Below are 26089 nucleotides of genomic sequence, written 5' to 3'. Positions count from 1 at the left end.
GAAAAGAGGAAAAATATGAATAAAAAATTTGTAACATTGTTGTCAGTGGCTGTATTGAGTTCAGTCGCAAATGGAATTTTAGCAGATGAAATTAATTTGGGTGGAAATAGTTCAACTCCAAATGATAATTCAGGTTTAGTAGTTTCAGAAAAAACTGCAGAAGCTCCTAAGGAGTCTACAGCGCCAACAGTAAATGAAAATCTGGACTTGGGTGGAAGTGTGGATAAAAAAGAGGACAAGGATAGTACAGGAGTAGTTGTAGAGCCGATAATGCCAACAGAACAACCAAAAGAAGATAAACCATCTGAAGAACTTGGAAAAGATACTAATAAGAATCAGGAACACGATCATACAGGAGTAGTTGTGGAGCCAACAAGTCCTTCTACCAATAAATCTAAAGAAGAAAAGCCTGTTGAAAATGTGGGTGATGATAAACAAGGAGATCAAAAATCTTCTGATTCAACTTCGGATAAATCAAAAGAGGGAGAAGAAAATACGAAACCAAATAAAGAAGATACTCCAGAAGTGAAGGAACAAAAACAAAAGGCAGAGGATAATGTTGGAGTAAAAGAAAAAGAAGAACCTAAACCCTTGAATGTGACTAAAGAAGAAATTAAGGAAAAACCTATCGAAACAAATACAGGATATAAGATTGCCGGCACTAATAAAGGCAAAGTAGTTGTAGAAGAAAGTGAAGGCAATTATGTAGAAAAAGAGCCTTATGAAGTGGGAGCAGTCAAACAAAAAGATGGAACAATCGCTTTGAAAGATAAGGAAGGGGAACTAAAAGTTCTTCCAAATACTGGAACAGCTAGCACAATTTTTGCAACTATTTGGGGATTTGTTGGTTTGATTGCAACATTTTTGGGAAAAAGAAAAGTAAAGTAGCACAAAATTAGCCAAGGCAGGATAAAGCTTGCCTTGTTTTTTTGTTGGTTTAAGGAGTTAAAATGGATCAAGTAGAATTATTAAAAATCTATGCTGTGAAGTTAGCTAGTAGGTTAGGTGAAAATCAAGAATCTATAGAGTTTATTGCTGACTCTGTAACCGATCATGGTATTGAAACTATGATAGTTGAAGTTATAAAAAATGCAAAGTTTGTTAAAGTTATTTATGATTATGAAGGGAGTCATGCTAATAAAAAATTACCAAGAAGAAATTATGCGAGTGTATCTGTGTCAGTTGAGGAAGGCTACTCTTTTGGTTTTACTAGAGGAGTAGCTTATACTTATTTTCCAAATATAGAGAAGTTGTTAGAACAATTATAAAATAATTGAAAATGTGATATAATAAAAGAAAGTGAAAGGGGAATGAATCATGATTAAAGAGTTTGGTGTTACAAATCTAGAAGTCACAAAAGAAGATATTTTTAAAAATCCCAATAATCCTATTTTACGTATGTATGATGATGAAGAATTGATTGGAACTTTTAATATTCTTACAGGTGAAGTCTTAGAGGACTTGGACTTGGCTGATTATGATATTCGGTTTGCTCAAAAACAAATTGAATTAAATCGTGATAACTACCTTGAAACGTGGAAGGACTACGTGGGGTTGTTACATGCCTAAGTATTCTTTTTTAAAGTATGGTATTGAGATTCGTTCGAATGAACATAATCACAAAGGGCAAAGGGCGCATATTCATATCTATATCCATGGTGAGGAAGTAGGTTCAATGTTTTTGACTGGAGAGCTTCGAGATGGTAGATTGAAATCAAAAGATATGAAGATTGTAAGGCAGTATGTTTTAGAAAATGCAGATGATCTTCAAGCTTTATGGGATGAATATCAAAAAAGTGCGTATTAAGAAAATAAATTCAAGCCAGAAATGGCTTGTTTTTTTTGCTGTTGTTTAAGGAGTAGTAAATGAAAGAGTCGAAACAAGTATTTAATATTGAAGTTCCAATTCCTTCCAATATGGTTTTGATCAGTCGTTCCGAGTATCTAGATTTAATACAGAAAGAAGAAATTGGTCAATGGTGGACTATTGATAAGGTTGAGGAATTATTGTCTATTAGTAAAACAAAATTGGTCAATGATATTTTATTGAATCCAACAATAAAAAATGAATTGGATATTGAGCAAAATAAAGAAGGATTTGTCTTATATCCGAAAAGTAAGGGATCACCTTATAGATTTTTAGCAAGAAAAACAAGGGAATATTTTGATAAAAATTATCAAAAAATATTATTAATGTTATAATAGAATGGTGATGACTGCCATTCAGAAAGGAGTTAGTGTGGCAAGTTACAGACAGCGTGGAAAAAACAAACTTTGGGATTACCGTATCTTTGATAAGCAAGGTAATGTTATTGCGACAAATTCGGGTTTTAGAACTAAACGAGAAGCAATGAATGAAGCTCAGGAAAAAGAGAGGAAATTATATCAATCAAATTATACAGCGAGGTTTGATAGTAAGGCTACACTGTATGAGTTGTGGCAGGATTGGTATGATTTAGTGATTCTTCCATCAGAAAAGGCAAAATCGACAAAAGAAGGCTATTCTTATAGAGGAACGATGATGGAGAAAATCTTTTTAGACATACCTGCAGTTCAAATTAGTCATAAAGAATATCAGTCTAAATTGAATGAATATGGTGAACAAGTAACTAAAGATCATGTAAGTCGATTAAATGCTGATATTCGAACAGTAGTCAATTTTAGCAAGAGAAATGGTCTAGTTTTGAATGATTTTACTGAGGGTGTAAAAATATTTGGTCTGTCTGGTAAAGATATTGATGATAAATATCTCCATAGTATTTCTGACTATAAAAGTTTGTTATCTCATCTACGGTCAAAATTTAATTATCGAGAATCGGTGATGGCTTATCTATTATACTTTTTATTTAAGACTGGATTTAGAGTTGGAGAAGGTATGGCAGTATGCTGGTCTGACATTGATTTTGAAAACAAGACCATTAAAACATATAGAAGATTTTCAGGAGATCGACAAGAATTTACTCCTCCAAAGACGAAAACATCTGTTAGAGAGATTCCTGTTGATGAAAAATTATTGCAAGTTCTAGAAGATTTAAAAGCAGAACAGTCTAAAATTCTTTATGATCGTGAAGATTTGAATAAAGAAGATTTAGTTTTTTATGATAGAAGATATAGAATCCCAACAAATGCAGGTCTTAATAAATATTTAAGAGTTTGTTTATCAGAACTTGGAATTGGTAGTCAAGAAATGTCAGCAACTTCAGGTAGACATACCTACGGTTCATTTCTACTTGCAAAGGGGGTGGATATATGGATAGTAGCAAAGCTGATGGGACATAAAGATATTCAGCAAATTATTAGGACATATGGTCATGTTTTGCAAGAAGTGATCGATAAAGAGTATGATACAGTTAGGCAGTTATTGGTCGATTAAAGAAGAAAAGTGAAAGCAAATTCATTGACCAAAATTTGACCAAGTGTATCAAAAGTATTGATAATACAGTATTTCTGAGATGTTTTCTTATCCCGTCTATCGGCAGTGTGAAAGAAGTCCTCTTGGACTTCTTTTTTCTTTTGATAAGATTTTTGACCACATAGTCTATCATGACTACCACATAGGCAAAACCTATTGTTTGCGTTTTTTATTTCTGTTATAGTAGTAATTGTCAAGGGGAGATTAAACTTCCTAACAAAATAGAAAATGAGGTTATATCATGAAAAAAGTAGTAGGTATCGGATTTTTAGTCGTTGCAGCAGCAGTTTTGTATTTTGGTTTAGTTGGATGGCCAAGTTTGGATGTTAACATCTGGGCACTCTTTCCAGTAGGTTTATTCTTATTCTTTACTTTTGAGAATTTGGTTAAAAAAGATTATAAGGCCAGTCTCATGAGCTTAATTATTGCCTTTATCATCGCTAATGCCATTCTTGATATCTTGCCACTTTCAAGTGGTTTGGTTATCGGTGCAGGTGTGCTAGCTTGTGTGGGGATTGGTTTCCTCTTTCCGGAAACTAACAAGAAAGAAGTATAAAACAAAAAAGTCTCGAGCTTTCTCGAGACTTTTGCTTTATTTGCCTGCGTAATATTTTTGAATACCTTTGACAATACCTGCCACCAATCTATTTTGGTAAGCATCGCTACGAATTTGTTGGTTTTCGTTGAAATTGTCAATGTAACCAAGCTCCAATAGAACTGCTGGTTTATCGGTTTCTCGAAGGACAGCAAAGCTACTTTGGAGAAGACCTGCATCCTTAGCACCTGTTTCAGCTAGGAGTGAAGAGTGGATATCTGCAGCTAGGCGATTGCTTTCACTGATACGGTCGGGATGGTTATGCCAGTATGGATTAATCTTAGAAGGATAACCAGCAGCTTCTTCGTAAGAATAGGTCTGAATACCAGAACGGTTAGAAGCAGGGCTGCCACTAGCATTGAAGTGAATACTAATAAAGATATCTGAATCAGTCTTATTAACCATTCTTGAACGTTCAGTGACAAAGTCGACATAGACATCACTATCTCTAGAAGAAAGAACAGTATAACCAAGACTTTGGAGTTCCTTGCGTAGTTTTTGATAAACTTGCATGGTGAGGTCTTTTTCATTCGTGTTATAATAAACAGCACCAGGATCTTTACCGCCGTGTCCTGGGTCTAAGAAAACGGTATATGTGTATTTTCCTTTTTCAAATCCACGACTTACTGGAACTTCACCTATCCATTTTCCATTACTTTGGAACTGATGTGCTTTTCCATCGATTTTACGAGTTCCTGTGACATAGACACCATTTTCATCTACATAGTAACGAGCATTGTAGTAGCTGTCATCAATCCATTCACTCTTAGCCATGTAACCACCTGACTTGAGGTAGTATGAACCAATCCATTCACGCGCTGCATAAGCACCACCTGATTTTAAATAGAACCAGCTATTATAGTTTTTATCAAAAATCCACTCTTTCTCAGCCATGGCACCGCTAGCTTTTAGGTAGTAGTTACCTTGCCATTGGTTACTTGCCATAGTGGCATCTTTATTAAAGTAGTACCAAGTACCACCAATTTTATCCCACTTATTTTTACTTAATTGTCCAGAAGTTTGGGCATAGTACCATTTACCATCTTGTTTGACCCAAGCGCTCTCAGCCATAGCCCCACTATTGGTAAAGATATAACCATCAAAAATGGTGTTGCTGAGCATGATTCCATCTTTGTCAAAGTAGTACCATACACCACCAACTTTTTCCCATTTTTGCTGAGAGATTTTACCAGATAGCTTTGCATAATACCATTTATCTTTAATTTTAGCCCAGCCACTATCGACCATAGCACCGCTACTAGTCAGGATGTATCCATCATAAATCGTATCACTGAGCATGATACCGTTCTTATCGAAGTAGTACCATTTTCCTTGAATTTTTTTCCAGTTAAGAACAGGGGCATTGTTTTCATAGAAACGCCAGTGGTTTTCCTCTAATACCCAACCTTCTTTTTTGACTTCTGGAGCCTTGTCTTCCTCTTTCTTAGCTGGAGTTTCACTTGGATTTGTTGTAGAAGTTGTTGGTACGCTTGAACTTGCTTCAGTAGAAGGAACTGCTTCCTTCGTTTCAACCTTGTTAGCTGTTGTAGACTGTTGCGTTGTTTCTGCTGAAGTAGTTTGTACTTTACTTTCTTCAGCAAAAACTGAATTTGTTGCAAATCCTAGAAATGAAAGCGTGATGGCACTTGCCAAGAGTTTTTTTTTCACTTGTTTGATCTCCTATTTTTTTAATAATCTCTTTTTAAAATGTCATTAGAAAAGCACCTCATGTGGAAAAACTAGTCGCCAACTGGTGAGGTGCTGGCATGATTTATTTTTATTTCATCATAAAGATTTGAACAATCATGATGATGTAGATGAGTAATGTGAGTAGAAATCCAGCTCTCCAAAAGAATTTAAGGAATTTTGGATAATAAAAGCTGCGTTTTTTGCTCAGGAAGAAAAAAGCTAGAATAATGGCTAGCAAAGATAGGGCTGCCCCCAAAATGGGAAGTTGATTATGGGTAAAAACCTTTGCACTGATTAAATAGTATTCAAAAATCAGAAAAGGAAAAGCCAAATCTGCAAAGTTAATCCCCTTTTTCTTTAACTTAAAAAATCTACTAAAGATAATAGCCAAAGCCAAGGTTAGTACCAAAAGCAAGACGGAAGCGAGTTTCATTAAAATCATAACAATATTGTATCATAAAATTTGAATAAAAGGAAAGCATATTCCTTGATTTAACAGTGTTTTTCTAAAAATTTTTGTTTAGAAACTGATTTTTTATACTTTATTAAAATTCAATGTATGTTGAGTACAAAAAAGGGAATGGTTTGAGCTCTCAATATAAATCTTTTTTATGGTGACAATAAAAAATATATATTAGTCAGGAAAGAAGAATAGTAGTAGAATGAGTAGCAAATAAAACAAAGGAGTTTCTTATGAAATTAGTTACTTTATGGTCAAAACTCTCACTAGGCATTCAATTATTGGTGGCTTTGGTCTTGGGTGTTATCGCTGCTCTTATCTGGCCACAATTTGCAGGCTTTTATCAATTTTTAGGACAAGCCTTTATTAAATTGATCAATATGGTTATCATTCCGCTAATCTTCCCAACCATCGTTGTTGCAGTAGCTGGAGTTATCGGAAAAAAATCTTTCGGAAAAATCTTGACCAAGAGCTTGGTTTACTTTTTTGCCGTAACAACTGCCATTACTCTTTTGTTTGTATTTGCTAGTTACTATTTAGGATTTGGTCAAGGAGTGAATATCGGTCAAACTGGTGGAAACCTTGATGGGATTGCTAACAATGTCAAGTTCAGCGAATTTTTGCTTGGTTTCATTCCATCAAATATCGTTAAATCTCTTTCAGATGGCGCTCTATTGCCAATTATCGTTTTTGCAATCTTTCTTGGTTACGGAATTGGGAATCTTAAGTCTGATAAATCTCAGAAGATTATCGAAGGTTTCCAAATCTGGATTGAAGCCATTTACAAGATTGTTGCAGTAATTATCAAACTATCACCGATTGGAATTTTTGGATTTATCGCTAAAGATGTTGCAACTACGGGTGTCGACAAGTTGATTGGGCTTGGTCAGTTTGTAATTGGAACTTATCTGGCTTATGCTGCTTTGGTTCTCCTTATTTTCCCTTTGATTGCTTTCTTCTTTAAAGTACCGTATTTATCAGCCTTTCGTGAAAATTGGAGTCTCTTAACTCTGGCCTTTGTTACTGGAAGTTCTAGTGTGGTCTTGCCATCACTTCTTAAAGATTTGAAAAAACAGGGGCATGACGAGCATACAATTGATTTAGTTGTTCCTTTAGGATATACTTTTAACTTAGAAGGAGCAGCGGTTTATTTCTCAGTAGCGACAATTTTTATCGCCCACGCCTATGGTATTCAATTTTCTTTATCAAGTCTCTTATTTACTGTTTTATTGTTGACTTTGATTGGAAAAACTGCAGCAACTGTGCCATCAGGAGCTATCGTAGTTCTATTAGCTGCAGCACCTCAATTGGGCTTGCCAGTTGAAGGAGTGGCCTTGATTTTTGCAGTTGATTTCTTTGTCAATGCAGGTCGTACCATGATCAATGTTTTGGGTCAAATCTTAACAGTCAGCGTTATTGAAAAAACAGAAGGATATATTTTAGATGAAGAAAAGGAAAGCCAATTATCAGTCAGCTTTTCTTAAGGAGATATAAATAATGAGTGAAGCAAAAGTTTATGTGATTCATGAGAATCTAGAATGGACTCAACATTTAGTGAAATGGTTGGAAGAATTAGAAGTCCCTTATGAACTATGGGATTTGTCTAGTGGGATTTTAGATTTGCAAAGCCCACCGCCGCAAGGTATCTTTTACAATCGTATGTCTGCCTCTTCTCACACAAGAGGACATCGCTATGCGCCAGAATTTACAGAGCAGGTGATTACTTGGTTAGAAGCCTACGGACGCAAGGTTGTGAATGGTACCGGTGCTATCAACCTTGAAATTAGTAAAGTCAAACAATATTTGAAGTTAAACGAATCTGGTATAGAGACTCCCGCAACAGTTGCGGTTTTAGGGCAAGAGAACATTATTGAAGCAGCAAGAAAATTAAACATTTATCCTTTGATTACCAAGCACAATCGAGCTGGAAAAGGATTAGGAGTTCAACTCTTCCAAAATGAAGAAGAACTTGAAGCTTATGTCAATAGTCCTCTCTTTGAACCATCAGTGGACGGGATTACCTTGTTACAAGCTTACATCAAACCAAGTGATGGACGTATCCGTCGTTCAGAGTTTATCAATCAGAAGTTTCTCTATACTGTTTCGATCGATTCTTCAGATGGATTCCAACTGTGTCCAGCAGATGGTTGCCAAATCGGCAAGAGACCAGAGCAACTAGAAACGTCTGAAAAATTCCAGATTACAGAATCTCTAACAGATGACCGGAGAGAAGCTTATGAGAATTTCTTGAAAAATGCTCAGATTGAAGTTGCGGCGATTGAATGGGTTCAATCAGAGAGTGGAGACATTTATGTCTATGATGTAAATACCAACACCAACTACAATCCTACCGCAGAAAAAAATGCCACTATTTTTGCTCACCAACATTTGGCTCAGTATCTAAAAACAGAATTGCAAGCCCTCACGAGTGGACAATAAAGTAGGAAACTCAAAAATCCCCCAGTATCAAATGACTGGGGGATTAATTTGTTTATACTCTTCGAAAATCTCTTCAAACCACGTCAGCTTCCATCTGCAACCTCAAAATAGTATTTTGAGCTGCCTTCGTCAGTTCTATCCACAACCTCAAAACGGTGTTTTGAGCAACCTGCGGCTCGCTTCTTAGTTTGCTCTTTGATTTTCATTGAGTATTAATCGATAAAAAATTATTGATTTGCTTTAAAGTCTGGGTCTTTTAGGCTTTGAACACTGGCATTGATGACAGCACCGATAATTAATATCTTGGCAATGATAATGAACCAGAACATCATAACAACGACGACGATAGAACTGAAAAATCTGACGTCAACGAGATAATTGACATAATTGTTGAAATAAGCTGCAAAGATGTTTAATAAAGCAATCGTCGTAACTAGTACAAAGAGACTACCAGGTATGACGTAGCGAATCTTACTTACTTTAACATTTGGTAGGAAATAATAGAGCATGATTACGATTGCAAAAAGAAAGGCATAAATCAGCGGCCCTGTAAAATCCTGTAGATAAGAAAATAGAGTGCTTTCAGATTTCCAGTAGTTTTTAAGCAAATCCAATAGCATATGGCCGAACATACTTAGGAATAAGGCAAGGGCAAAGAGAATTTGAAGGCCAAAGCTAACCAAGAGACTCATCAGCTGGTGTGAGATAATTCCTCTATTTTTTGCAACTCCATAGGCTTTATTAAAGGCCTTCTGAAGAAAATCCATGGATTTGGAGAAAGTCCAAAGAGCTGATAAGATAGCAAAACTTAGTAAACCTGTTGATGGTTGAGTCAGAACTTCTCTGACAATTTTTGCAACAACTTCATAGATTGTATCTGGTAAAAATTCCTTGATTGTTAATAGAAAGTTTGAGATGGGAATTTGAAAGTAGGGTAAGATATTGACCACTATCATGAGTAAAGGGAAGATTGAAATCAACCAATAGTAGGCAACAGCAACGCTAGTTAACTCACTATCGGAGGCTTGATAGTAGTGCAAAAAAGCTTTTAATAAGGGTCTATCAGTCAGCTGATTCCACAACTTTTTCATGTTACAATCCTCCAGTTTTTCTCTTGTTTTCTTTAGACTTTAATTTCTTCGAACTAATTCCATCATATCATAAGGTAAGGTATTAGCAGATTCTTTTAAGGAATAAGTTTCTAAATTGTTGACATTTTGGCGTAGCTTTTTGGCATACTGAGCTGAGATGAGTTTTTGAGCTTCGTATTCAAAGATACACTTACGTTCAAGGTAATAACCTCTGAGCATTTCATCGATGTTATTGGGTTTGATACGATTGATAACCCGTTCCACAAAGGCACCACTCGTAATATGACTGGTTTCGCGAAGACGAGATTCCTGCATAAAGCTAATCAGAGAACTCTTATAAATCCCTTTGAGGTTTTCCAAACTTTCGATGATGATTTCCGTGTTGGCCAGGTAGAGTTCAGCAATCTGATCATAATCAATGGCAAGAAGTCTCTGTTTTTCCTTGTCTTTCCATGAACGGAATGTTTTTCCAAATGTGACTAATTCGTGTAGAAGAAAACGGATAATCCGAATAGAAACAAGGAAGTAGTAGGTTAGTCGAGAAGCAAAGTTACGCTTAATATTTTTCTCCATGTTTTTCAAGTAACGTTGATAAACACGATAACCTCTTTCACCAATTTTTCCTTCTTCATAGGCTTGTTCCAAGCCATCGCTTTCAACACTGAGAATCAAGAGTTTAAGAGCTTCCCAGTCCTCCTGAATTTCTTTGTTTTCTTGACTAAGAATAAGATTTTCAATACGTCCATGATAATTGTCAATAGCCGCATAGAGTGGAACCTTGTTTTTTGTGTTCTCTAAATCTTTCTCTAACTCCATGGCGACATCATTTAAAATAGCGATGTGCATGAGCTGATCCTTAGACGGTTCTTTCTCTTCAGAAAGGTGTGGGAGTACTAGTAATCCCGTCAGGAAACTTACCAGAGTTACACCAGCTACGAGGAAGAGAAGAAGAGGGTATTCTTGTTCCAGATTAGACGGTATCAAAAGGATAGTGGCAATGGATACAGTTCCCTTCACACCAGAAAAGGTAAGGAGGAGCATGTCTTTGACATATTTGTCTAAACTTTTATGAAGCTTCTTAATCCGAAATGCGTAAAATCCATAGATCATGACAAAGCGGATAGCAAAAAGCAGGAAGGTCAAGAGAAAAACACTGAGTAAGAGAAGTACTTTGTTGTAAAATGCACTCTTAAGAATTGGTTCCGCGATCATTTCCAGTTCCATTCCAAGAATGACAAAGACTGAACCATTGAGCATAAAGGTTACAGTCTGCCAAACAGTCTCAGTAACTGTATCAACTTGCGCTTCCAGGAGATTTATTTTCTTGAAACGACTGGCTTTCAGAATCCCAGCAACAACAACGGCGATAATGCCTGAAACATGAATTTCTTCGGCTATGAAAAAAGTCAAGAGAGGTAAACTAAGTTCCAATAAGAGCTCACTTGCGATATCTGTTGCACGGACACTGAGTAGAAAGGTATGAAGGAAGCGATTGATTAGGGCTGTTATAAAGCCGACTGCAAAACCTCCAACGATGGAAATGGCTAATGAAGTTCCGGCTTGGGTAAGGGAGAATGTTCCTGTTGTCCAAGCGATGAGAGCCATACGAAAGGCTACTAGTCCAGAAGCATCATTCAGAAGACCTTCCCCTTTTAGGATATTAGAGACCCGCTTTGGGAAGGAAAAGCGTTGAGAAAGGGATGCGAAGGCGACTAGGTCAGTAGGGCCTAAGGCGGCACCAACTGCTACGCAGGCGGCTAATGGAAGGCTAGCCCAAAGGACATGAGCGACTCCCCCCATGCTTAGAGCTGAGATAAAGATAACTGGAAAAATCAAGTAGAGGACAATCCGCCAGTGTTTTAGGATAGAAGTAATGTCTGCTTCTTGAGCCTCTCGGAATAGTAGCGGCCCAATGACTAAAGCTAGGAATAATTCAGTATCTAAATGATATTGGTTGTTGGGTAAACAAAGTCCAATTCCAATCCCTAACAAAATTTGAATCAGAGGCATGGGTAAAAAGGGCAGAAGCTTATTGGTCGTACTAGAAACAATAAGAACTAGTAAAAATACCAAGAGATAAAAAAGTAAGTTCATCTTCCACCTCCCTATTTTTGTTTACGACAATTTTCAAAAAGTTCCTTTTGTTCTTGGATTTTTTGATCAATCTTTGAGCAGTCCTTATGCTCGATTTTCTTCTGACAACGCTCCATTTCAAGTGAAATCATTTTCTTCTTGATTTTCAGCATTTTTTTACTCATATGTGCTTCATCCAAAATACCAACTGCACGTTCATGTTGGGTTGATTCGACAAAGTTGTGACGAAGAGCTTCGATTTTATCTTTTAGGTATTGTTTATCCATGTCGATACCTTTCTAATTTTTCAATCATAACTAAAAATGGTGGATTGTTAATTTGGTTGAGGGTGCGATAGATAGTAGCAGTATATTCTTGTTGCGGTAACTGACTAACATAATCCATAACTGCATCCCGTTCTATATCTCCGCCTTCATGCCCGTAATAAATCATGATGGCTATTCGTCCGCCTTTAACGAGCATCTGACAGAGTTTTTCAAGTGCCTCAATGGTTGTGTGAGGTTTAGTAATGATAGACTTATCGGCAGTAGGAAGATAACCTAGATTAAAGATGGCTACTTTCACCTCAGTTACAAACTGATCTACGGTTTCATGACCTTGTAGAAGTAACTCGACATTGGTCAAACCGGCTTCTTGTAGACGTTGACTTGTTTTTTGAAGAGCTTGTTCTTGTATATCAAAAGCGTAGACTTGTTTAGCTAATTTGGCAAGGAAAAGTGTATCATGTCCATTTCCCATTGTTGCATCTACAACAACATCATCTTTTGTGATGACTTGGGCAAGAAAATCATGCGCCATTTCAAGTGGTTTTTTCATTCATAAACTCCTGTTTTACAGCCTTGCATCCTTGGATACTACCCCGACGTCTCATTTCAGCTTCTATGCTATTTAGAACTTCCCATTTATTGAGACTCCACATAGGACCAATCAGCATATCTCTAGGCGCATCACCCGTAATCCTATGGATGACTATATGTTTGGGAATAATTTCAAGTTGGTCACAGATAACTTTCACATAGTCATCTTGACTCATAAGCTGCAGTCTACCCTCGTGATAATCACGTTGCATCCGAGTATTTGTCATAAGGTGTAGTAGGTGAAGTTTAATCCCTTGAATATCATTATCATTCACACAGCGACGAACATTTTCCACCATCATGTCATGAGTTTCACCTGGCAAGCCGTTAATCAAATGGGCAACAATCTCAATCTTTGGGTATTTTCTCAAGCGCTTAACCGTCTCCACATAAAGTTCATAGGAGTGAGCACGGTTAATCAATTCAGAAGTTTCCTCATAGGTTGTTTGTAAACCTAACTCTATAGTAACATGCATTCGTTCTGACAGTTCTGCCAAGTATTCGATAGTCTCATCAGGCAGGCAATCTGGTCGTGTACCAATATTGATTCCAACAACACCGGGTTCATTAATAGCTTGTTCATAGCGTTCGCGAATGACTTCGAGCTTTTCATGAGTATTAGTAAAGTTTTGGAAATAGACTAGATATTTTTTTACATCTGGCCATTTGCGGTGCATAAAGTCAATTTCCTTATAAAACTGCTCACGGATAGGAGCATCAGGTGCTACAATAGCATCTCCTGATCCAGAGACTGTACAAAATGTACAACCACCATGAGCAACAGTTCCATCACGGTTTGGACAGTCAAAGCCAGCATCAATAGGAACTTTAAAGGTTTTTTCTCCGAATAAATTTCGATAATAATCATTCAAGGTATTATAGGATTTCATAGCTAATATTATATCAGAAAAGACCCGCAAACTCAAAAAAGGTCAGTAAGAGAGAGCATGACTAGAAAGTGAAACGAAAGAAAAAGTCAAATTTTTTTTATAAAATCCTTTACAAAAAAATAAAAAGTGGTAGAATTAAAACATAAACATGCGCAAACGTTTTCGTAAAACGTTTGCCGAATAAATATAAAGGAGATTTGGATGATGAAAGATACATTCAAAAATGTCTTGTCTTTCGAATTTTGGCAAAAATTCGGTAAGGCTTTAATGGTGGTTATCGCTGTTATGCCAGCGGCTGGATTGATGATTTCAATCGGTAAGTCACTTGCAATGATTGACCCAAACCTTGCTCCCCTAGTTATTACTGGTGGCGTACTAGAGCAAATTGGTTGGGGAGTTATCGGTAACCTTCATATTTTGTTTGCCCTCGCTATTGGAGGAAGCTGGGCTAAGGAACGTGCAGGAGGTGCGTTTGCAGCAGGTCTTGCCTTTATCTTAATCAACCGTATCACTGGTACAATCTTCGGTGTATCAGGGGACATGTTGAAAGATCCTAACGCTATGGTTTCAACAATCTTTGGTGGATCTATCAAGGTTGCTGATTACTTCATTAGTGTGCTTGAGGCACCAGCCCTTAACATGGGGGTATTTGTAGGGATTATCTCAGGTTTTGTTGGAGCGACTGCTTTTAACAAATATTATAATTTCCGTAAACTTCCTGATGCACTTTCATTCTTTAACGGGAAACGTTTTGTACCGTTTGTAGTTATTCTTCGTTCAGCAATCGCTGCAATTCTTCTTTCAATTTTCTGGCCACTTGTTCAAACAGGTATCAACAACTTCGGTATCTGGATTGCTAACTCTCAAGAAACAGCTCCAGTTCTAGCACCATTCTTGTATGGTACTTTGGAACGCTTACTCTTGCCATTTGGACTTCACCATATGTTGACTATCCCAATGAACTATACAGCTCTTGGTGGTACTTATGATGTCTTAACTGGTGCAGCAAAAGGTACTCAAGTATTTGGTCAAGATCCACTTTGGCTTGCATGGGTAACTGACCTTGTAAACCTTAAAGGTACTGACGCAGGTCAATACCAACACTTGTTAGATACAGTACATCCAGCTCGTTTCAAAGTTGGACAAATGATTGGTTCGTTTGGTATCTTGATGGGTGTAATTGTGGCTATCTACCGTAACGTTGATCCAGATAAGAAACACCAATACAAAGGAATGATGATTGCAACTGCTCTTGCAACATTCTTGACAGGGGTAACTGAACCAATTGAGTACATGTTCATGTTCATCGCAACACCTCTTTACCTTGTTTACGCTCTTGTTCAAGGTGCTGCCTTTGCAATGGCTGATATTGTGAACCTTCGTGTTCACTCATTCGGCTCAATCGAATTCTTGACTCGTACTCCACTAGCTATCAATGCTGGTCTTGGTATGGATATCATTAACTTTATCTGGGTGACAGTACTCTTTGGATTTATCATGTACTTCATCGCTAACTTCATGATTAAGAAATTCAACTATGCTACTCCAGGACGTAACGGTAACTATGAAAATGTAGATGGTTCTTCTGAATCTTCATCTGCTGGAGAAACTAAAGTTGCAGAAGCTTCTCAAGCTGTTAACATCATTAACCTTCTTGGTGGACGTGCTAACATCGTTGATGTTGATGCATGTATGACTCGTCTTCGTGTAACTGTACAAGATGCTGAAAAAGTTGGAACAGAAGCACAATGGAAAGCTGAAGGAGCTATGGGACTTGTCATGAAAGGACAAGGTGTCCAAGCTATCTACGGACCTAAAGCTGACGTTTTGAAATCAGATATCCAAGATATTCTTGATTCAGGTGAAGTGATCCCTGAAACTCTTCCAAGTCAAATGGCAGCTTCTCAAAAAGACGCTGTTGTCTACAAAGGTGTAACTGAAGAAGTTTATTCAGTTGCTGATGGTCAAGTTATTGAATTGGAACAAGTTAAAGATCCAGTCTTCTCACAAAAAATGATGGGTGATGGATTTGCAGTAGAACCAGCAAATGGAAACATTGTATCTCCAGTTTCTGGTACTGTATCAAGCGTCTTCCCAACTAAACATGCTCTTGGTCTTGTAACTGAAGCAGGTCTTGAAGTTCTTGTTCACATTGGTCTTGATACTGTAAGTCTTGAAGGAAAACCATTTGAAGTAATGGTTTCAGAAGGTCAAACAGTCGCTGCTGGTGATCTCTTGGTCAAAGCTGACTTGGGTGCTATCCGTGAAGCTAGTCGTGAAACTACAACTGTAGTTGTCTTCACAAATGGTGACGCGATCAAATCAGTTAGATTAGAACAAACCGGTTCTCTTGCAGCTAAAACAGCAGTTGCAAAAGTAGAATTGTAATACACTAAGGGGTTGGAAGCTGTTTTCCAACCTCTTGTTTATAGGAGAAAAGCATGAAGTTTTTAACACTCAATACTCATAGTTGGATGGAAAAAAATCCTGAAGAAAAATTTCAGCTCTTGTTGCAAGATATACTTGAAAACAGTTATGATTTGATTTGTTTTCAAGAAATCAACCAAGAAATTACATCAACTCAAGTAGAGTCTGGACCACTATACAATCCGTTACTTTCAGCAGAACCCATTCACCAAGACCACTATGTTCGTCTTTTGGTAGAGAAGTTGTCTGAAAAAGGACTGGACTATTATTGGACATGGGCTTATAATCATATCGGATATGACCGTTATCATGAGGGAGTTTCAATTCTATCTAAAACACCGATTGAGGCGCGTGAGATTTTGGTTTCAGATGTAGATGATCCAACTGATTATCACACTCGTCGAGTTGCACTAGTAGAAACAGTAGTAGAAGGTAGAGAGCTTGCAGTTGCGAGTGTGCATCTCTCTTGGTGGGATAAAGGATTCCAAGGGGAATGGGCAAGATTTGAAGCAGTTTTAAAAGAGTTGAATAAACCTCTATTACTAGCTGGAGATTTTAACAACCCTGCAGGTCAGGAAGGATATCAAGCTATCCTAACTAGTCCGCTAGGCTTACAGGATGCCTATGGAGTTGCAAAAGAGAGAAGTGGAAGCTACACTGTTCCTCCAGAAATTGATGGTTGGAAGGGAAATACAGAACCGCTTCGAATTGATTACGTCTTCACGACAAAAGATCTTCAGGTAGAAAAGTTACAGGTAGTTTTTGATGGCCAATCAAGTCCACAGGTCAGTGATCACTATGGTCTTCAAGCAGAACTTTCTTGGAAGAACTAACACAGAATTTTACTAAAATAAAACAAGACCCCCTTCGCATATCCGAAGGGGGTTAACTACTCAAGGGGTTAATATAGTTAAAGTTTTTAGTTGAATAACTTGTAAAATGAAATAAAATCCTTTAAAATAAAAAGTGTTGGAGGAATTTATGAATGTAAATCAAATTGTGCGTATGATCCCGACGCTAAAGATAAATAATAGAAGATTAAATGAATTGTTTTATATCCAAACCTTGGGTATGAAACCCTTGCTTGAAGAGTCGGCTTTCTTATCGCTAGGAGACCAGTCAGGCATTGAAAAATTGGTTTTAGAAGAATCACCAAGTATGAGAAGCCGTAAGGTTGAAGGGATCAAAAAATTAGCTAGATTGATTGTAAAAGTAGCGAATCCATCCGAGATTGAAGCCTTACTAGCTAGAATGGAAAAACTTCCTCAACTCTATAAAGGAAATAAGGGATTTGCTTTTGAAGCTCTTTCTCCGGAAGGGGACCTTGTCCTAATCCATGCGGAAGATGACATCAAAGATTTGAGAAAGTTTGATGAAACTGTTACTTTCTCAAAAGATGAGAAGATGCAGTATTTGACAGCATTTGATATTTCAGTAGAGATTAACTTGCCTGATGAAACGACGAGCCTGCTTGAAAAAGAGGAAATCGAAACTAGCCTAGCTTTTAAACAAGCTCAAGGTAGTGATTTGCTCGTTGAAAATAGTGTTACTTGGGATTTGTCTATGTTGAAATTCCAAGTAAAAGAACTTGAATTGGCTAGTCTCCGTCAACGTTTTGAAACTGCAGGTTACTTTATTCCTAAGTCAGAGAAGTTTTTCCTAACCAAGGATACCAACAATATCGAATTGTGGTTTGAAGAAGTATGAGAGAATTAGTTATCCAAAAAATAAAGCAACAAATTGAGGCAGGGATTTATCCTGGTGCCTCTTTTGCGTATTATCGGGATGGTGAATGGTCTGATTGCTACCTCGGAGAAGCAGATCCAGAAATTGGAGAGCAGACTTGTCAAGGTTTAGTCTATGATTTGGCAAGTGTGAGCAAAGTTGTCGGAGTTGGAACTGTCTTAACTTTTTTATGGCATCAAGGGGAATTAGATATAGAAAAGTCAGTGACGGAATTTTTACCTGACTCTGACTATCAAGATATCACCATTCGTCAACTCCTCACTCATGCCACAGACTTGGACCCTTATATTCCCAATCGTGACCAGTTGAATGCAGAAGAATTGAAAGAAGCTATGTTTCATCTTAATCGTAGGGAGAAGCGAGCCTTTCTATACTCAGATGTTCACTTTCTCTTGCTAGGTTTTCTCTTGGAAAGATATTTTGATAAGGACTTGGATCAGATTTTGCAAGAGCAAGTTTTGGATCCATGGAAGATGAAGGAAACGAGGTTTGGTCCTGTAACCAGTGCTGTGCCGACTGTTCGGGGACAGAAAGCAGGAGTGGTACATGATCCCAAGGCGCGTTTACTAGGTAGACATGCTGGGAGTGCAGGCTTGTTTTCAACCGTAAAAGATTTAGAAATCTTCCTAGAGCATTATTTACAGGATGATTTTGCTGCAGATTTGAGCCAGAATTTCTCAGATTTGAGCGATAAGGAACGCTCTTTAGCCTGGAATCTTGAAGGAGATTGGCTAGACCATACAGGCTATACTGGAACCTTTATCATGTGGAATCGTAAGAAGCAGGAAGCTGCTATTTTCTTGTCCAATAGAACCTACGAAAAAGACGAGCGTGCCCAGTGGATCATAGACCGCAATCAGGTCATGGACCTAATTCGTGAAGCAGACTAGGGAGGAAGTATGTCAAAAGCTCTTAAAGGAACTCTTTTTACAGTAATTGCAGGTATCGCTTGGGGCTTATCTGGGACCAGTGGTCAGTACCTGATGGCTCATGGAATTTCAGCCCTTGTTCTGACCAATATTCGTTTGATTATTGCAGGACTCCTTTTGGTTCTTTTGTCCTATATCAAGTCTAAGGAGCAATTCATATCTTTTCTAAAAGATAAATCAAGTCTGTTTTCTCTCTTGTTATTTTCTTTGTTTGGGCTCTTTTTAAATCAATTGGCCTATTTATCAGCTATTCAGGAGACAAATGCTGGAACAGCGACGGTCTTACAGTATGTCTGTCCAGTTGGAATCTTAGCTTATACTTGTATAAAAGATAGGGTAGCGCCTACTATAGCTGAAATTATTTCTATGATTTTGGCTATAGGTGGGACCTTTCTCATTGCAACCCATGGGCAGTTGGATCAGCTTTCTATGACACCAGCTGGACTCTTCTGGGGCTTATTCTCAGCTCTGACCTATGCACTTTATATCATTTTACCCATTAAACTCATTCAAAAGTGGGGGAGCATTTTGGTTATTGGTGTTGGAATGACCATTTCTGGTTTTGTGGCAGTTCCATTTACTGGAATTATCGGCGCTAGAATTCCTATGTCATTTGATATTTTTCTAGCTTTTGCTGGAATTATTCTTATTGGAACGGTTTTTGCTTACACAGCCTTTCTCAAGGGAGCCAGTATGGTTGGACCAGTCAAATCTAGTCTTCTGGCCTCGATTGAGCCAATCTCTGCGGTGTTTTTTGCCTTCATGATTATGGGAGATATTTTTTATCCTGTAGATTTTCTTGGTATGGCAATGATTTTGTTGGCTGTAACTATTATTTCTTTAAAGGATTTAATGCTAGAAAAGAAACACAAGTCTATTTAAAGACAGAACAACCTTATAAAGAGGTTGTTTTTTATGTTCTGCATTAATTTATATAATTTTAAGATTGAAAGTTTATAATAAAGTTAGAAAAATAAGCTAAACGGAGGAAATATGAATTTTATACAAAGTATTCATCCTGCTAAACCTTTAAGATACTTAAAATTGTTCGATATCTTAATCATCACTATTTTAATGTTTGGAGAGTTTATCATCCGTTCCACACAACAATTTATGGAGAGTCTATCGCCTTCAACTGTTACCAGTGTCGTGGATACTGCGTCAAATGTAGCAAGTGATGGAGCAGCTTATTCTAGTAATTTCAATTTCCAGTTGATTATGTTAGGGATTACTTTCCTCTATCTTTTGATTCGAAATTATGATTTTAAACAGCTTCCAATTCGCTTTTCTTGGTCAGTTTTGATTTGGGTTCCACTTATCTTTGCAGTTGTTGGAATAATTGGAGATATTGTAACAACTCTTAGTGGTGAGTATAATTACTTCAATCCCCAACTGATTCCTTTTATAGATCCCCTGGAGATTATTAGAAAATTCATGGCTTTAACACCAATGGCGATTGGTTATGCTTTATTAAATGGTTTTTACGAAGAATTTTTCTTCTTGGGCTTACTGACTTCAGTCAAAGAAAAACATAAGTGGTTAGTCCTAGTTTACTCCGTAATTATCAGGATTTCTTTCCATACCTATCAAGGATTACTCTGGGCCTTAGTTATTGGTCTGGTTTATGGTCTCTTTTATTACTTCTTGTACAAGTATGTGGTCAAGAATCTCCTCCCATTCTTCCTCATGCATGCTCTTGCAGATATGTTTGGTTCAAGTCTCTTGTACCTCTTGATTGCTTGGGGAACTTAAGCAAAAAATCCACTCACTCGAGTGGATTTTTTTATGAATGAAATTTATTCTTTATTTTCGTATGGCAAGATCAAGTTCAAAAGGATACCTGTCATAGCTGATAGGGCAGTACCTGAAAGGGTAACTGGACCGAGTTTAAGGATTGCTCCACCAAGTCCAAGCACGAGCATTGCGCTTGCGATGATAAGATTACGCATTTGACCAAAGTCTACACGTTCCTTGATCAAAACTTTCAAACCGTTGCTGGCGATAACCCCATAAAGAAGGATAGACATTCCACCGAGTACGGCACTAGGGATTGTAGAAATCAAGGCAGTGAATTTACCAAGGAAGCTAAGGGCGATAGCGATAAAAGCAGCGTTACGAATAACAGATACAGAAGCGATGCGAGTCATACCGATAACCCCTGTATTTTCACCGTAAGTTGTATTTGCTGGTCCACCAAGGAAGGCAGAAACAGAAGTTGCGATACCATCACCGAGAAGAGTGCGGTGAAGACCTGGATCTTTCAAGAATTGGCGTCCACAGATTTGACTTAGAACGGTGTGGTCACCGATATGTTCAGAAATGGTTACGATAGCGATTGGTAAGATTGCGATTGTTTCCGGACCAAAGTAAAGGTCGTATTGTTTGAAGGCACCACCTGTATTAAATGGTAGGTAGAAACCAGGAATTTCAAACCAGTTAGCTTGAAGAACAGGAGTGAAGTCAACTAAGCCAAGTGCTAGCGCGAAGAGATATCCACCAATAATTGCAAAGAGGAAAGGAATGATACGAAGGAAACCTTTTCCTTTTGTATTGATAAAGGCAGCGATGAGGAAGGTAACCACAGCTACAAGAGCATTTTTCCAGTTGCCGTCAGCTACAAGACCAGCATTGGTTACGGCAGAACCAGCAAGCCCAAGACCGATAACGATAATCATAGGACCAATAATGATTGGAGGCAAGAGTTTATCAATCCATTTTGTACCTGCGAAGCGAACACTTGCAGCAACAAGGACATAAACAAAACCAGTTAGGATAACCCCTGTCTGAGCAGCAGATACATCACCCCCCATTTCTTTCATGGCAAGTGACATGGCTGTAATAAAGGCGAAAGAAGAACCAAGATAAACAGGAACTCTAAAACCTGTTGCAAACATATAGATGAGGGTACCAACCCCTGAAGCGAAGAGGGCAACAGATACAGGCATTCCCAAAATCAATGGTACCAAGATGGTTGCACCAAACATGGCAAACACGTGCTGGAAACTGAGTAGGATTCCCTTACCAAAAGAAGGACGTTGGTCAACGTCGAGTAACAAATCAACAGTTGATTCTTGTTTCATAAATACCTCACTTTTTGGGCATCAAAAAAGAGCCCATTATTTTACAGCAATAGGCTCTCAGAGTAAGACTTCTTCAAAAAGAGAATTATCTCATTCTTAAAGAATTTCATATATTTCTGCGTCTTCGTCACCTCACGGGATGACATTAAAAACCTTTGCTTAGGATAGTATAGCAGAAAAAATTCGTTTTGTAAACGAATTTTTCCTGAGCCTTGAAATGAGAAAGCGAGGTGAGATTTTGTAAATCATTTTTTCCCGAGCCAAGAAACAAAGACGCGAGGTATGATTTTGTAAATCATTTTTTCCCGAGCCTTGAAATGAGAAAGCGAGGCAAGATTTTGTGGTATATTTTTAAAATTTTTAAAGTGGGCGTTTATTTGGCATGCCCGCCTTACGGGGATATTTGTTTGGAGTTTCCTTTTTCTTTTCAACCACAGTGATGTAGCGAGGGTCTCCATTTGGAAGTGTATAGCTAAGGTTGTCTTCGACCTTGCTAAAGAGAAGGTTGAGGGCATTCTTGGCTTCTGTCAATTCCTCTGGTGCATTACTGGCCTTAAGTGCCAAAAGTTTTCCTCCTACCTTTAGATAAGGAATCGTTAATTCAGACAAGACCTGCATGCGAGCAACTGCACGAGCTGTCACAATGTCGAATTGGGCACGGAAATTCTTCTCTTGAGCAAAATCTTCTGCACGCCCATGGTAGAAATGAACACCTTTTAGATTAAGCTCCTCAGCTAAAAGCTGAAGAAAGTTAATGCGCTTATTGAGTGAATCAATGATGGTCACATCTAGCTGAGGGTAGAGAATCTTCATAGGAAGACTTGGGAATCCTGCACCAGCGCCAATATCAAGTAACTTAATTTCTTGGTTTTCTATCAACCCTTGTAGGATAGGAGCGATGGAATCATAAAAGTGTTTAAGATAAACTTCTTCCTTTTCAGTAATTGCAGTCAGGTTGATTTTTTGGTTCCACTCGACTAAGAGTTCGAAATAGCGCTCAAATTGTGCTTTTTGCTGGTCAGTAAGATTAATATTCTGTTCAGCAAGTAGTGTGTAAAAAGTTTCTGGTTTCATAGTTATATCCTTCTTGTATATCATCTTATTTTACCACAAAAACATGGAAATTTGATATACTTGTACTAATCAAAAGGCAGAAAGGAGCTTTATGATGAATTGGATTTTTTATGGACTTCTTGCTCTAATTATTTTCTTGGTAATTGACAGCTATAATAAATTGGTGAAAAATCGTATGCAGACCAAGGAAGCTTGGAGTCAGATTGATGTTCAGTTGAAGCGTCGAAATGATCTCTTACCAAACTTAATTGAAACAGTAAAAGGTTACGCTAAATACGAAAGTTCTACTCTAGAAAAGGTGACTGAACTCCGTAGACAAGTAGCTGCAGCAACTACACCTGCAGAAGCCATGAAAGCTAGTGATGCACTGACTCGTAAGGTATATGGTATTTTTGCGGTTGCAGAGAATTATCCTGACTTGAAGGCTAGTAGCAATTTTGCTCACTTACAAGAAGAACTGACTAACACAGAAAATAAAATTTCTTATTCACGTCAGCTCTATAATAGTGTCGTGAGCAACTACAATATTAAATTAGAAACTTTCCCAAGTAATCTGGTTGCGACTATATTTGGCTTCAAGGCAGCGGATTTTCTTCAAACTCCAGAAGAAGAAAAGGCTGTGCCTAGAGTTGATTTTAGTGGTTTAGGTGACTAAGATGCTGTACAAACAAATTGCTAGTAATAAACGTAAAACTTGGATTCTTTTAATTGTCTTCTTTCTTTTGCTAGCCTTGGTTGGTTATGCTGTTGGTTTTCTGTTCATGAACTCAGGTATCTGGGGCGTGACTGTAGCTATGATTATCGGTTTCATCTATGCCTTGACCATGATTTTTCAATCTACAGAGATTGTCATGAGCATGAATGGTGCGCGTGAGGTTGATAGAAACGAAGAACCTGTTCTCTATCATGTTGTCGAGGATATGGCAATGGTGGCGCAGATTCCTATGCCACGAGTTTATGTAATTGATGATCCGGGTTTGAATGCCTTCGCCACCGGTTCGAATCCTCAAAATGCTGCTGTTGCAGCGACGTCAGGACTTTTAGAGATCATGAATCGTGAGGAGTTAGAAGCTGTAATCGGGCATGAAGTTAGTCACATTCGCAACTTAGATATTCGAATCTCTACCATTGCTGTTGCTCTTGCCAGTGCCATCACCCTTTTATCGAGTATGGCAGGTCGTATGATGTGGTGGGGTAGAGCTAGTCGTAGTCGTAGAAGTAATGACCGTGATGGTGGAGGACTTGAGATTATTTTATTGGTCCTATCTCTCTTGGCCATTGTTCTAGCGCCTTTAGCAGCAACTTTGGTGCAGTTAGCTATCTCTCGCCAACGAGAATTTTTAGCGGATGCTTCAAGTGTGGAACTAACTCGTAATCCTCAGGGGATGATCAATGCTTTACAAAAATTAGACAATAGTCAACCCATGAGTCATCATGTAGATGATGCTAGTAGTGCCCTTTATATCAATGATCCTCAAAAACCAGGTTTCTTGAAAAAACTATTTTATACGCATCCACCTATTTCAGAGCGAATTGAACGTTTGAAACAAATGTAAAAAAACATCCAGAGAACTTTCTCTGGATGTTTTATTTCCAAAAGTTAAAGATCTTGTAAATCAACTACTTCTAAACCATGCTCTGTCAGACTATAAATACTGGCACAGACTTCTTTTAAGAAACGTCGATCATGCGAAACAGTAACCAGACCACCGGGATAAGTGGCAAAGAGTTTTCTGATTTCTGGTTGAGAAGTTGGAGAAAAATTTCGTGTGGGTTCATCCAGAAGGAGAAAGTTCGGTTTTCGTAGAACTAAATTCAAAAGAAGGAGTTTACCTTGTTGACCTCCAGATAAGGAGTGGATTTGCTGGTGCATCTCTGGATAACTGAAATTGAGACTGGCTAGGAAGGATTGGATTTTCTGTAATTCCTCTTTATGTCCAGTTTGGCTGAGAAATTCTACTGGCGATAGAGCCAATTGCAATGTTTCTTGGTAATCTTGTGGCATAAAACCAAGCGAAATCTCTCTTTTGTCGCTTAGTAGTTGATGTAACTTTGCTAAAAGAGTGGATTTGCCAACGCCATTGGGACCGATAATACCAATTTTTTCTTGACCACGGACAGTTAGTTGTAACTCCTGAGCTAAAACACGCTCACCAATAGACAAATTTTCCTTTTCCAGTCGAATTAAGACTTTAGAAGCTGCTAATGGCTCTATATCTGAAAAGAAAAGTTGGATTTGTTCCTCTTCAAGTGGCTTTTGGGTCATGGACTGAGCTACTTTTTCGTAGCGTTTTTCTTGAGAAAGAACATTTTTCATCTTTTTAGCTAATAGACGGCCCGCAACATCATTTTTAGTGTTACGCAAGGCAGTTTCTACTTTTTGCTTGACTCTGCGATGTTTTTCCATGGTTTTATCATAGGCTCTCTGGTCGTTAGCAGCTTGCTGACTTTGTCTGGCAAAATTAGCCTTTCTCTGCTCACTATAGCGATCATAGTCTAAATGCTCGACTAGCGTTTCCGCTTCTTTCCGATGCTTGACCAGTAGCAAGTGGACGATAGTATCAGCCGTTTGAGAAAGAAAGTCTTCATCATGGGAAATGAAAATAACTGTTTGCTTCATCTTCTGTATCTTCCTTTTTAGCCAATCAACCGTCTCAAGGTCTAGGTCATTTGAAGGTTCATCTAAAAATAGAATGTCAAAAGGTTTGGCTAACTCGTGGATGAGCTGAATTTTCAAAGCTTCGCCCCCTGATAGACTGCCAATTTCTTGGTCGCTAGCAAAACGGTCGCTATCAAAGTGCAACTCCTCAGCCAAACGATAAAGAATGCTGTAGTCCAAATCTGTAGACTCTAAAAAGAAGTAGTCATGTAGAGTTTTCTTTTTCAGGTCCTCAGCTAGTTTTTGAGGAATGTAGGACAGGGACCTAAGGTCAGATTTGATTTCTCCCCTGATAGTGAAATCAGCTAATCTTTCCCCCATTAAAGTTCGCAGTAAGGTTGATTTTCCATTGCCTTCTTCGCCGATAATAGCGACCTTTTCCCCATCTTGGATTGTAATGTTTAAATCGGAAATAAGGTCTCGTAAATCTTTGTTTTGTGTGATGGTCAGATGATTGATTTTTATCATATTATTGTCCTTTCTAGAATGTTCATATTGCATAACAAAAAGCTCTACTTTACCTAGTAGAGCCAATCGTCTATGTCAAAAAAACTCTTTTAAAAGGGCTGAAAATCAAGCAAAAAAAGAGCACACAAAAAAGAGACAGAAACAAGATCTACTAAATAAAGGTTCTTTATTTGATAGAC

27 protein-coding genes are annotated in these 26089 nt (G+C 37.9%); 17 read left to right on the top strand and 10 right to left on the bottom strand.

Going from position 1 to position 26089, the window contains the following annotated elements; translation table 11 throughout:
- Positions 1 to 15 precede the first annotated feature (15 nt).
- The 7 genes from QM419_RS04110 (at position 16) to QM419_RS04080 (ending at position 3968) form a co-directional block, all read left to right on the top strand.
- A complete protein-coding gene (locus QM419_RS04110) occupies positions 16 to 888 on the top strand; it encodes an LPXTG cell wall anchor domain-containing protein (RefSeq protein ID WP_414267204.1) in 873 nt (290 codons plus the stop codon).
- A gap of 62 nt (positions 889 to 950) precedes the next feature.
- Positions 951 to 1268, top strand: a complete 318-nt coding sequence (locus tag QM419_RS04105) for a hypothetical protein (RefSeq protein WP_414267205.1) — start codon at positions 951 to 953, stop codon at positions 1266 to 1268.
- Between the two features lie 49 nt (positions 1269 to 1317).
- The gene (locus tag QM419_RS04100; protein WP_000588738.1) at positions 1318 to 1569 is read left to right on the top strand and encodes a hypothetical protein; all 252 of its coding nucleotides are present in this window, start codon (positions 1318 to 1320) and stop codon (positions 1567 to 1569) included.
- Positions 1562 to 1807 (top strand): DUF4160 domain-containing protein, encoded by a 246-nt coding sequence (locus QM419_RS04095; RefSeq protein WP_414267206.1) that lies wholly within the window; start codon positions 1562 to 1564, stop codon positions 1805 to 1807. Before QM419_RS04100 ends, QM419_RS04095 begins: the two co-directional genes overlap by 8 nt.
- A gap of 59 nt (positions 1808 to 1866) precedes the next feature.
- Positions 1867 to 2202 carry a DUF771 domain-containing protein gene (locus tag QM419_RS04090; protein ID WP_000665060.1) on the top strand — a complete coding sequence of 112 codons (336 nt, stop codon included), beginning with the start codon at positions 1867 to 1869 and terminating at the stop codon, positions 2200 to 2202.
- 37 nt (positions 2203 to 2239) lie between these two features.
- Entirely contained in the window at positions 2240 to 3373 is a 1134-nt protein-coding gene (locus QM419_RS04085) for a site-specific integrase (RefSeq protein WP_414267221.1), read from the top strand.
- Between the two features lie 280 nt (positions 3374 to 3653).
- Positions 3654 to 3968, top strand: a complete 315-nt coding sequence (locus QM419_RS04080; protein ID WP_414277979.1) for a hypothetical protein — start codon at positions 3654 to 3656, stop codon at positions 3966 to 3968.
- A gap of 36 nt (positions 3969 to 4004) precedes the next feature.
- Here QM419_RS04080 and QM419_RS04075 read toward each other — a convergent pair whose 3' ends face one another.
- Positions 4005 to 5675 carry an N-acetylmuramoyl-L-alanine amidase gene (locus QM419_RS04075; RefSeq protein ID WP_414277978.1) on the bottom strand — a complete coding sequence of 557 codons (1671 nt, stop codon included), beginning with the start codon at positions 5673 to 5675 and terminating at the stop codon, positions 4005 to 4007.
- Positions 5676 to 5784: 109 nt separating this feature from the next.
- Complete coding sequence (locus QM419_RS04070) at positions 5785 to 6144, bottom strand: DUF3397 domain-containing protein (RefSeq protein ID WP_414266589.1); 360 nt, start codon at positions 6142 to 6144, stop codon at positions 5785 to 5787.
- Between the two features lie 245 nt (positions 6145 to 6389).
- On the opposite strand from QM419_RS04070, the gene QM419_RS04065 reads away from it, so the two are divergent.
- Positions 6390 to 7640: a dicarboxylate/amino acid:cation symporter gene (locus QM419_RS04065; RefSeq protein ID WP_414277977.1), complete on the top strand. Its 1251-nt coding sequence runs from the start codon at positions 6390 to 6392 to the stop codon at positions 7638 to 7640.
- Between the two features lie 13 nt (positions 7641 to 7653).
- Complete coding sequence (locus QM419_RS04060; protein WP_414277976.1) at positions 7654 to 8595, top strand: ATP-grasp domain-containing protein; 942 nt, start codon at positions 7654 to 7656, stop codon at positions 8593 to 8595.
- 227 nt (positions 8596 to 8822) lie between these two features.
- On the opposite strand, the gene QM419_RS04055 is transcribed toward QM419_RS04060, so the two are convergent.
- From QM419_RS04055 to QM419_RS04035, 5 genes are read right to left on the bottom strand one after another with little or no spacing between them, the layout of a single operon-like run.
- Positions 8823 to 9686 carry a YihY/virulence factor BrkB family protein gene (locus QM419_RS04055; RefSeq protein WP_414277975.1) on the bottom strand — a complete coding sequence of 288 codons (864 nt, stop codon included), beginning with the start codon at positions 9684 to 9686 and terminating at the stop codon, positions 8823 to 8825.
- A 39-nt stretch (positions 9687 to 9725) separates the two neighbouring features.
- Positions 9726 to 11780, bottom strand: a complete 2055-nt coding sequence (locus QM419_RS04050; RefSeq protein ID WP_414277974.1) for a cation:proton antiporter — start codon at positions 11778 to 11780, stop codon at positions 9726 to 9728.
- 11 nt (positions 11781 to 11791) lie between these two features.
- Positions 11792 to 12046 carry a hypothetical protein gene (locus QM419_RS04045; protein WP_006148185.1) on the bottom strand — a complete coding sequence of 85 codons (255 nt, stop codon included), beginning with the start codon at positions 12044 to 12046 and terminating at the stop codon, positions 11792 to 11794.
- Positions 12039 to 12596 (bottom strand): class I SAM-dependent methyltransferase, encoded by a 558-nt coding sequence (locus QM419_RS04040; RefSeq protein ID WP_414277973.1) that lies wholly within the window; start codon positions 12594 to 12596, stop codon positions 12039 to 12041. Before QM419_RS04040 ends, QM419_RS04045 begins: the two co-directional genes overlap by 8 nt.
- Positions 12580 to 13527: a TIGR01212 family radical SAM protein gene (locus QM419_RS04035; RefSeq protein ID WP_414277972.1), complete on the bottom strand. Its 948-nt coding sequence runs from the start codon at positions 13525 to 13527 to the stop codon at positions 12580 to 12582. The genes QM419_RS04040 and QM419_RS04035 overlap by 17 nt, the downstream gene beginning before the upstream one ends.
- A 201-nt stretch (positions 13528 to 13728) precedes the next feature.
- Here QM419_RS04035 and QM419_RS04030 point away from each other — a divergent pair, with 201 nt between their 5' ends.
- The 6 genes from QM419_RS04030 (at position 13729) to QM419_RS04005 (ending at position 20381) form a co-directional block, all read left to right on the top strand.
- Complete coding sequence (locus QM419_RS04030; RefSeq protein ID WP_414277971.1) at positions 13729 to 15915, top strand: PTS transporter subunit IIBC; 2187 nt, start codon at positions 13729 to 13731, stop codon at positions 15913 to 15915.
- Between the two features lie 53 nt (positions 15916 to 15968).
- Positions 15969 to 16787 (top strand): endonuclease/exonuclease/phosphatase family protein, encoded by an 819-nt coding sequence (locus QM419_RS04025; RefSeq protein ID WP_414277970.1) that lies wholly within the window; start codon positions 15969 to 15971, stop codon positions 16785 to 16787.
- A 148-nt stretch (positions 16788 to 16935) separates the two neighbouring features.
- Complete coding sequence (locus tag QM419_RS04020) at positions 16936 to 17661, top strand: CppA N-terminal domain-containing protein (protein WP_414277969.1); 726 nt, start codon at positions 16936 to 16938, stop codon at positions 17659 to 17661.
- A complete protein-coding gene (locus tag QM419_RS04015; protein ID WP_414259339.1) occupies positions 17658 to 18590 on the top strand; it encodes a serine hydrolase domain-containing protein in 933 nt (310 codons plus the stop codon). Before QM419_RS04020 ends, QM419_RS04015 begins: the two co-directional genes overlap by 4 nt.
- A gap of 9 nt (positions 18591 to 18599) precedes the next feature.
- A complete protein-coding gene (locus QM419_RS04010) occupies positions 18600 to 19511 on the top strand; it encodes a DMT family transporter (protein ID WP_414259338.1) in 912 nt (303 codons plus the stop codon).
- 111 nt (positions 19512 to 19622) lie between these two features.
- Positions 19623 to 20381, top strand: a complete 759-nt coding sequence (locus QM419_RS04005; RefSeq protein WP_414277968.1) for a CPBP family intramembrane glutamic endopeptidase — start codon at positions 19623 to 19625, stop codon at positions 20379 to 20381.
- A gap of 44 nt (positions 20382 to 20425) precedes the next feature.
- On the opposite strand, the gene QM419_RS04000 is transcribed toward QM419_RS04005, so the two are convergent.
- Positions 20426 to 21709 (bottom strand): uracil-xanthine permease family protein, encoded by a 1284-nt coding sequence (locus QM419_RS04000; protein ID WP_414259335.1) that lies wholly within the window; start codon positions 21707 to 21709, stop codon positions 20426 to 20428.
- Positions 21710 to 22069: 360 nt separating this feature from the next.
- The gene (gene rsmG / locus QM419_RS03995) at positions 22070 to 22783 is read right to left on the bottom strand and encodes a 16S rRNA (guanine(527)-N(7))-methyltransferase RsmG (protein WP_414277967.1); all 714 of its coding nucleotides are present in this window, start codon (positions 22781 to 22783) and stop codon (positions 22070 to 22072) included.
- A gap of 94 nt (positions 22784 to 22877) precedes the next feature.
- Between rsmG and QM419_RS03990 the strand changes: the two genes are divergently transcribed.
- Together QM419_RS03990 and htpX are read left to right on the top strand one after the other, a co-directional pair.
- Entirely contained in the window at positions 22878 to 23438 is a 561-nt protein-coding gene (locus tag QM419_RS03990; protein WP_414253974.1) for a LemA family protein, read from the top strand.
- Between the two features lies 1 nt (position 23439).
- Positions 23440 to 24339 carry a zinc metalloprotease HtpX gene (gene htpX, locus QM419_RS03985; RefSeq protein ID WP_414253476.1) on the top strand — a complete coding sequence of 300 codons (900 nt, stop codon included), beginning with the start codon at positions 23440 to 23442 and terminating at the stop codon, positions 24337 to 24339.
- A gap of 44 nt (positions 24340 to 24383) precedes the next feature.
- Here the strand turns inward: htpX and QM419_RS03980 are convergent, their stop codons facing one another.
- On the bottom strand, positions 24384 to 25943 hold the full coding sequence (locus QM419_RS03980) for an ATP-binding cassette domain-containing protein (protein ID WP_414277966.1): 1560 nt from the start codon (positions 25941 to 25943) through the stop codon (positions 24384 to 24386).
- Between the last annotated feature and the right edge of the window lie 146 nt (positions 25944 to 26089).

The sequence above is a fragment of the Streptococcus infantis genome, assembly GCF_047464715.1.
GTDB classification, from domain to species: domain Bacteria; phylum Bacillota; class Bacilli; order Lactobacillales; family Streptococcaceae; genus Streptococcus; species Streptococcus infantis_S.
The sequence above is the reverse complement of the archived record's forward strand: the minus strand, read 5'-3'. Positions and strand labels throughout refer to the sequence as shown.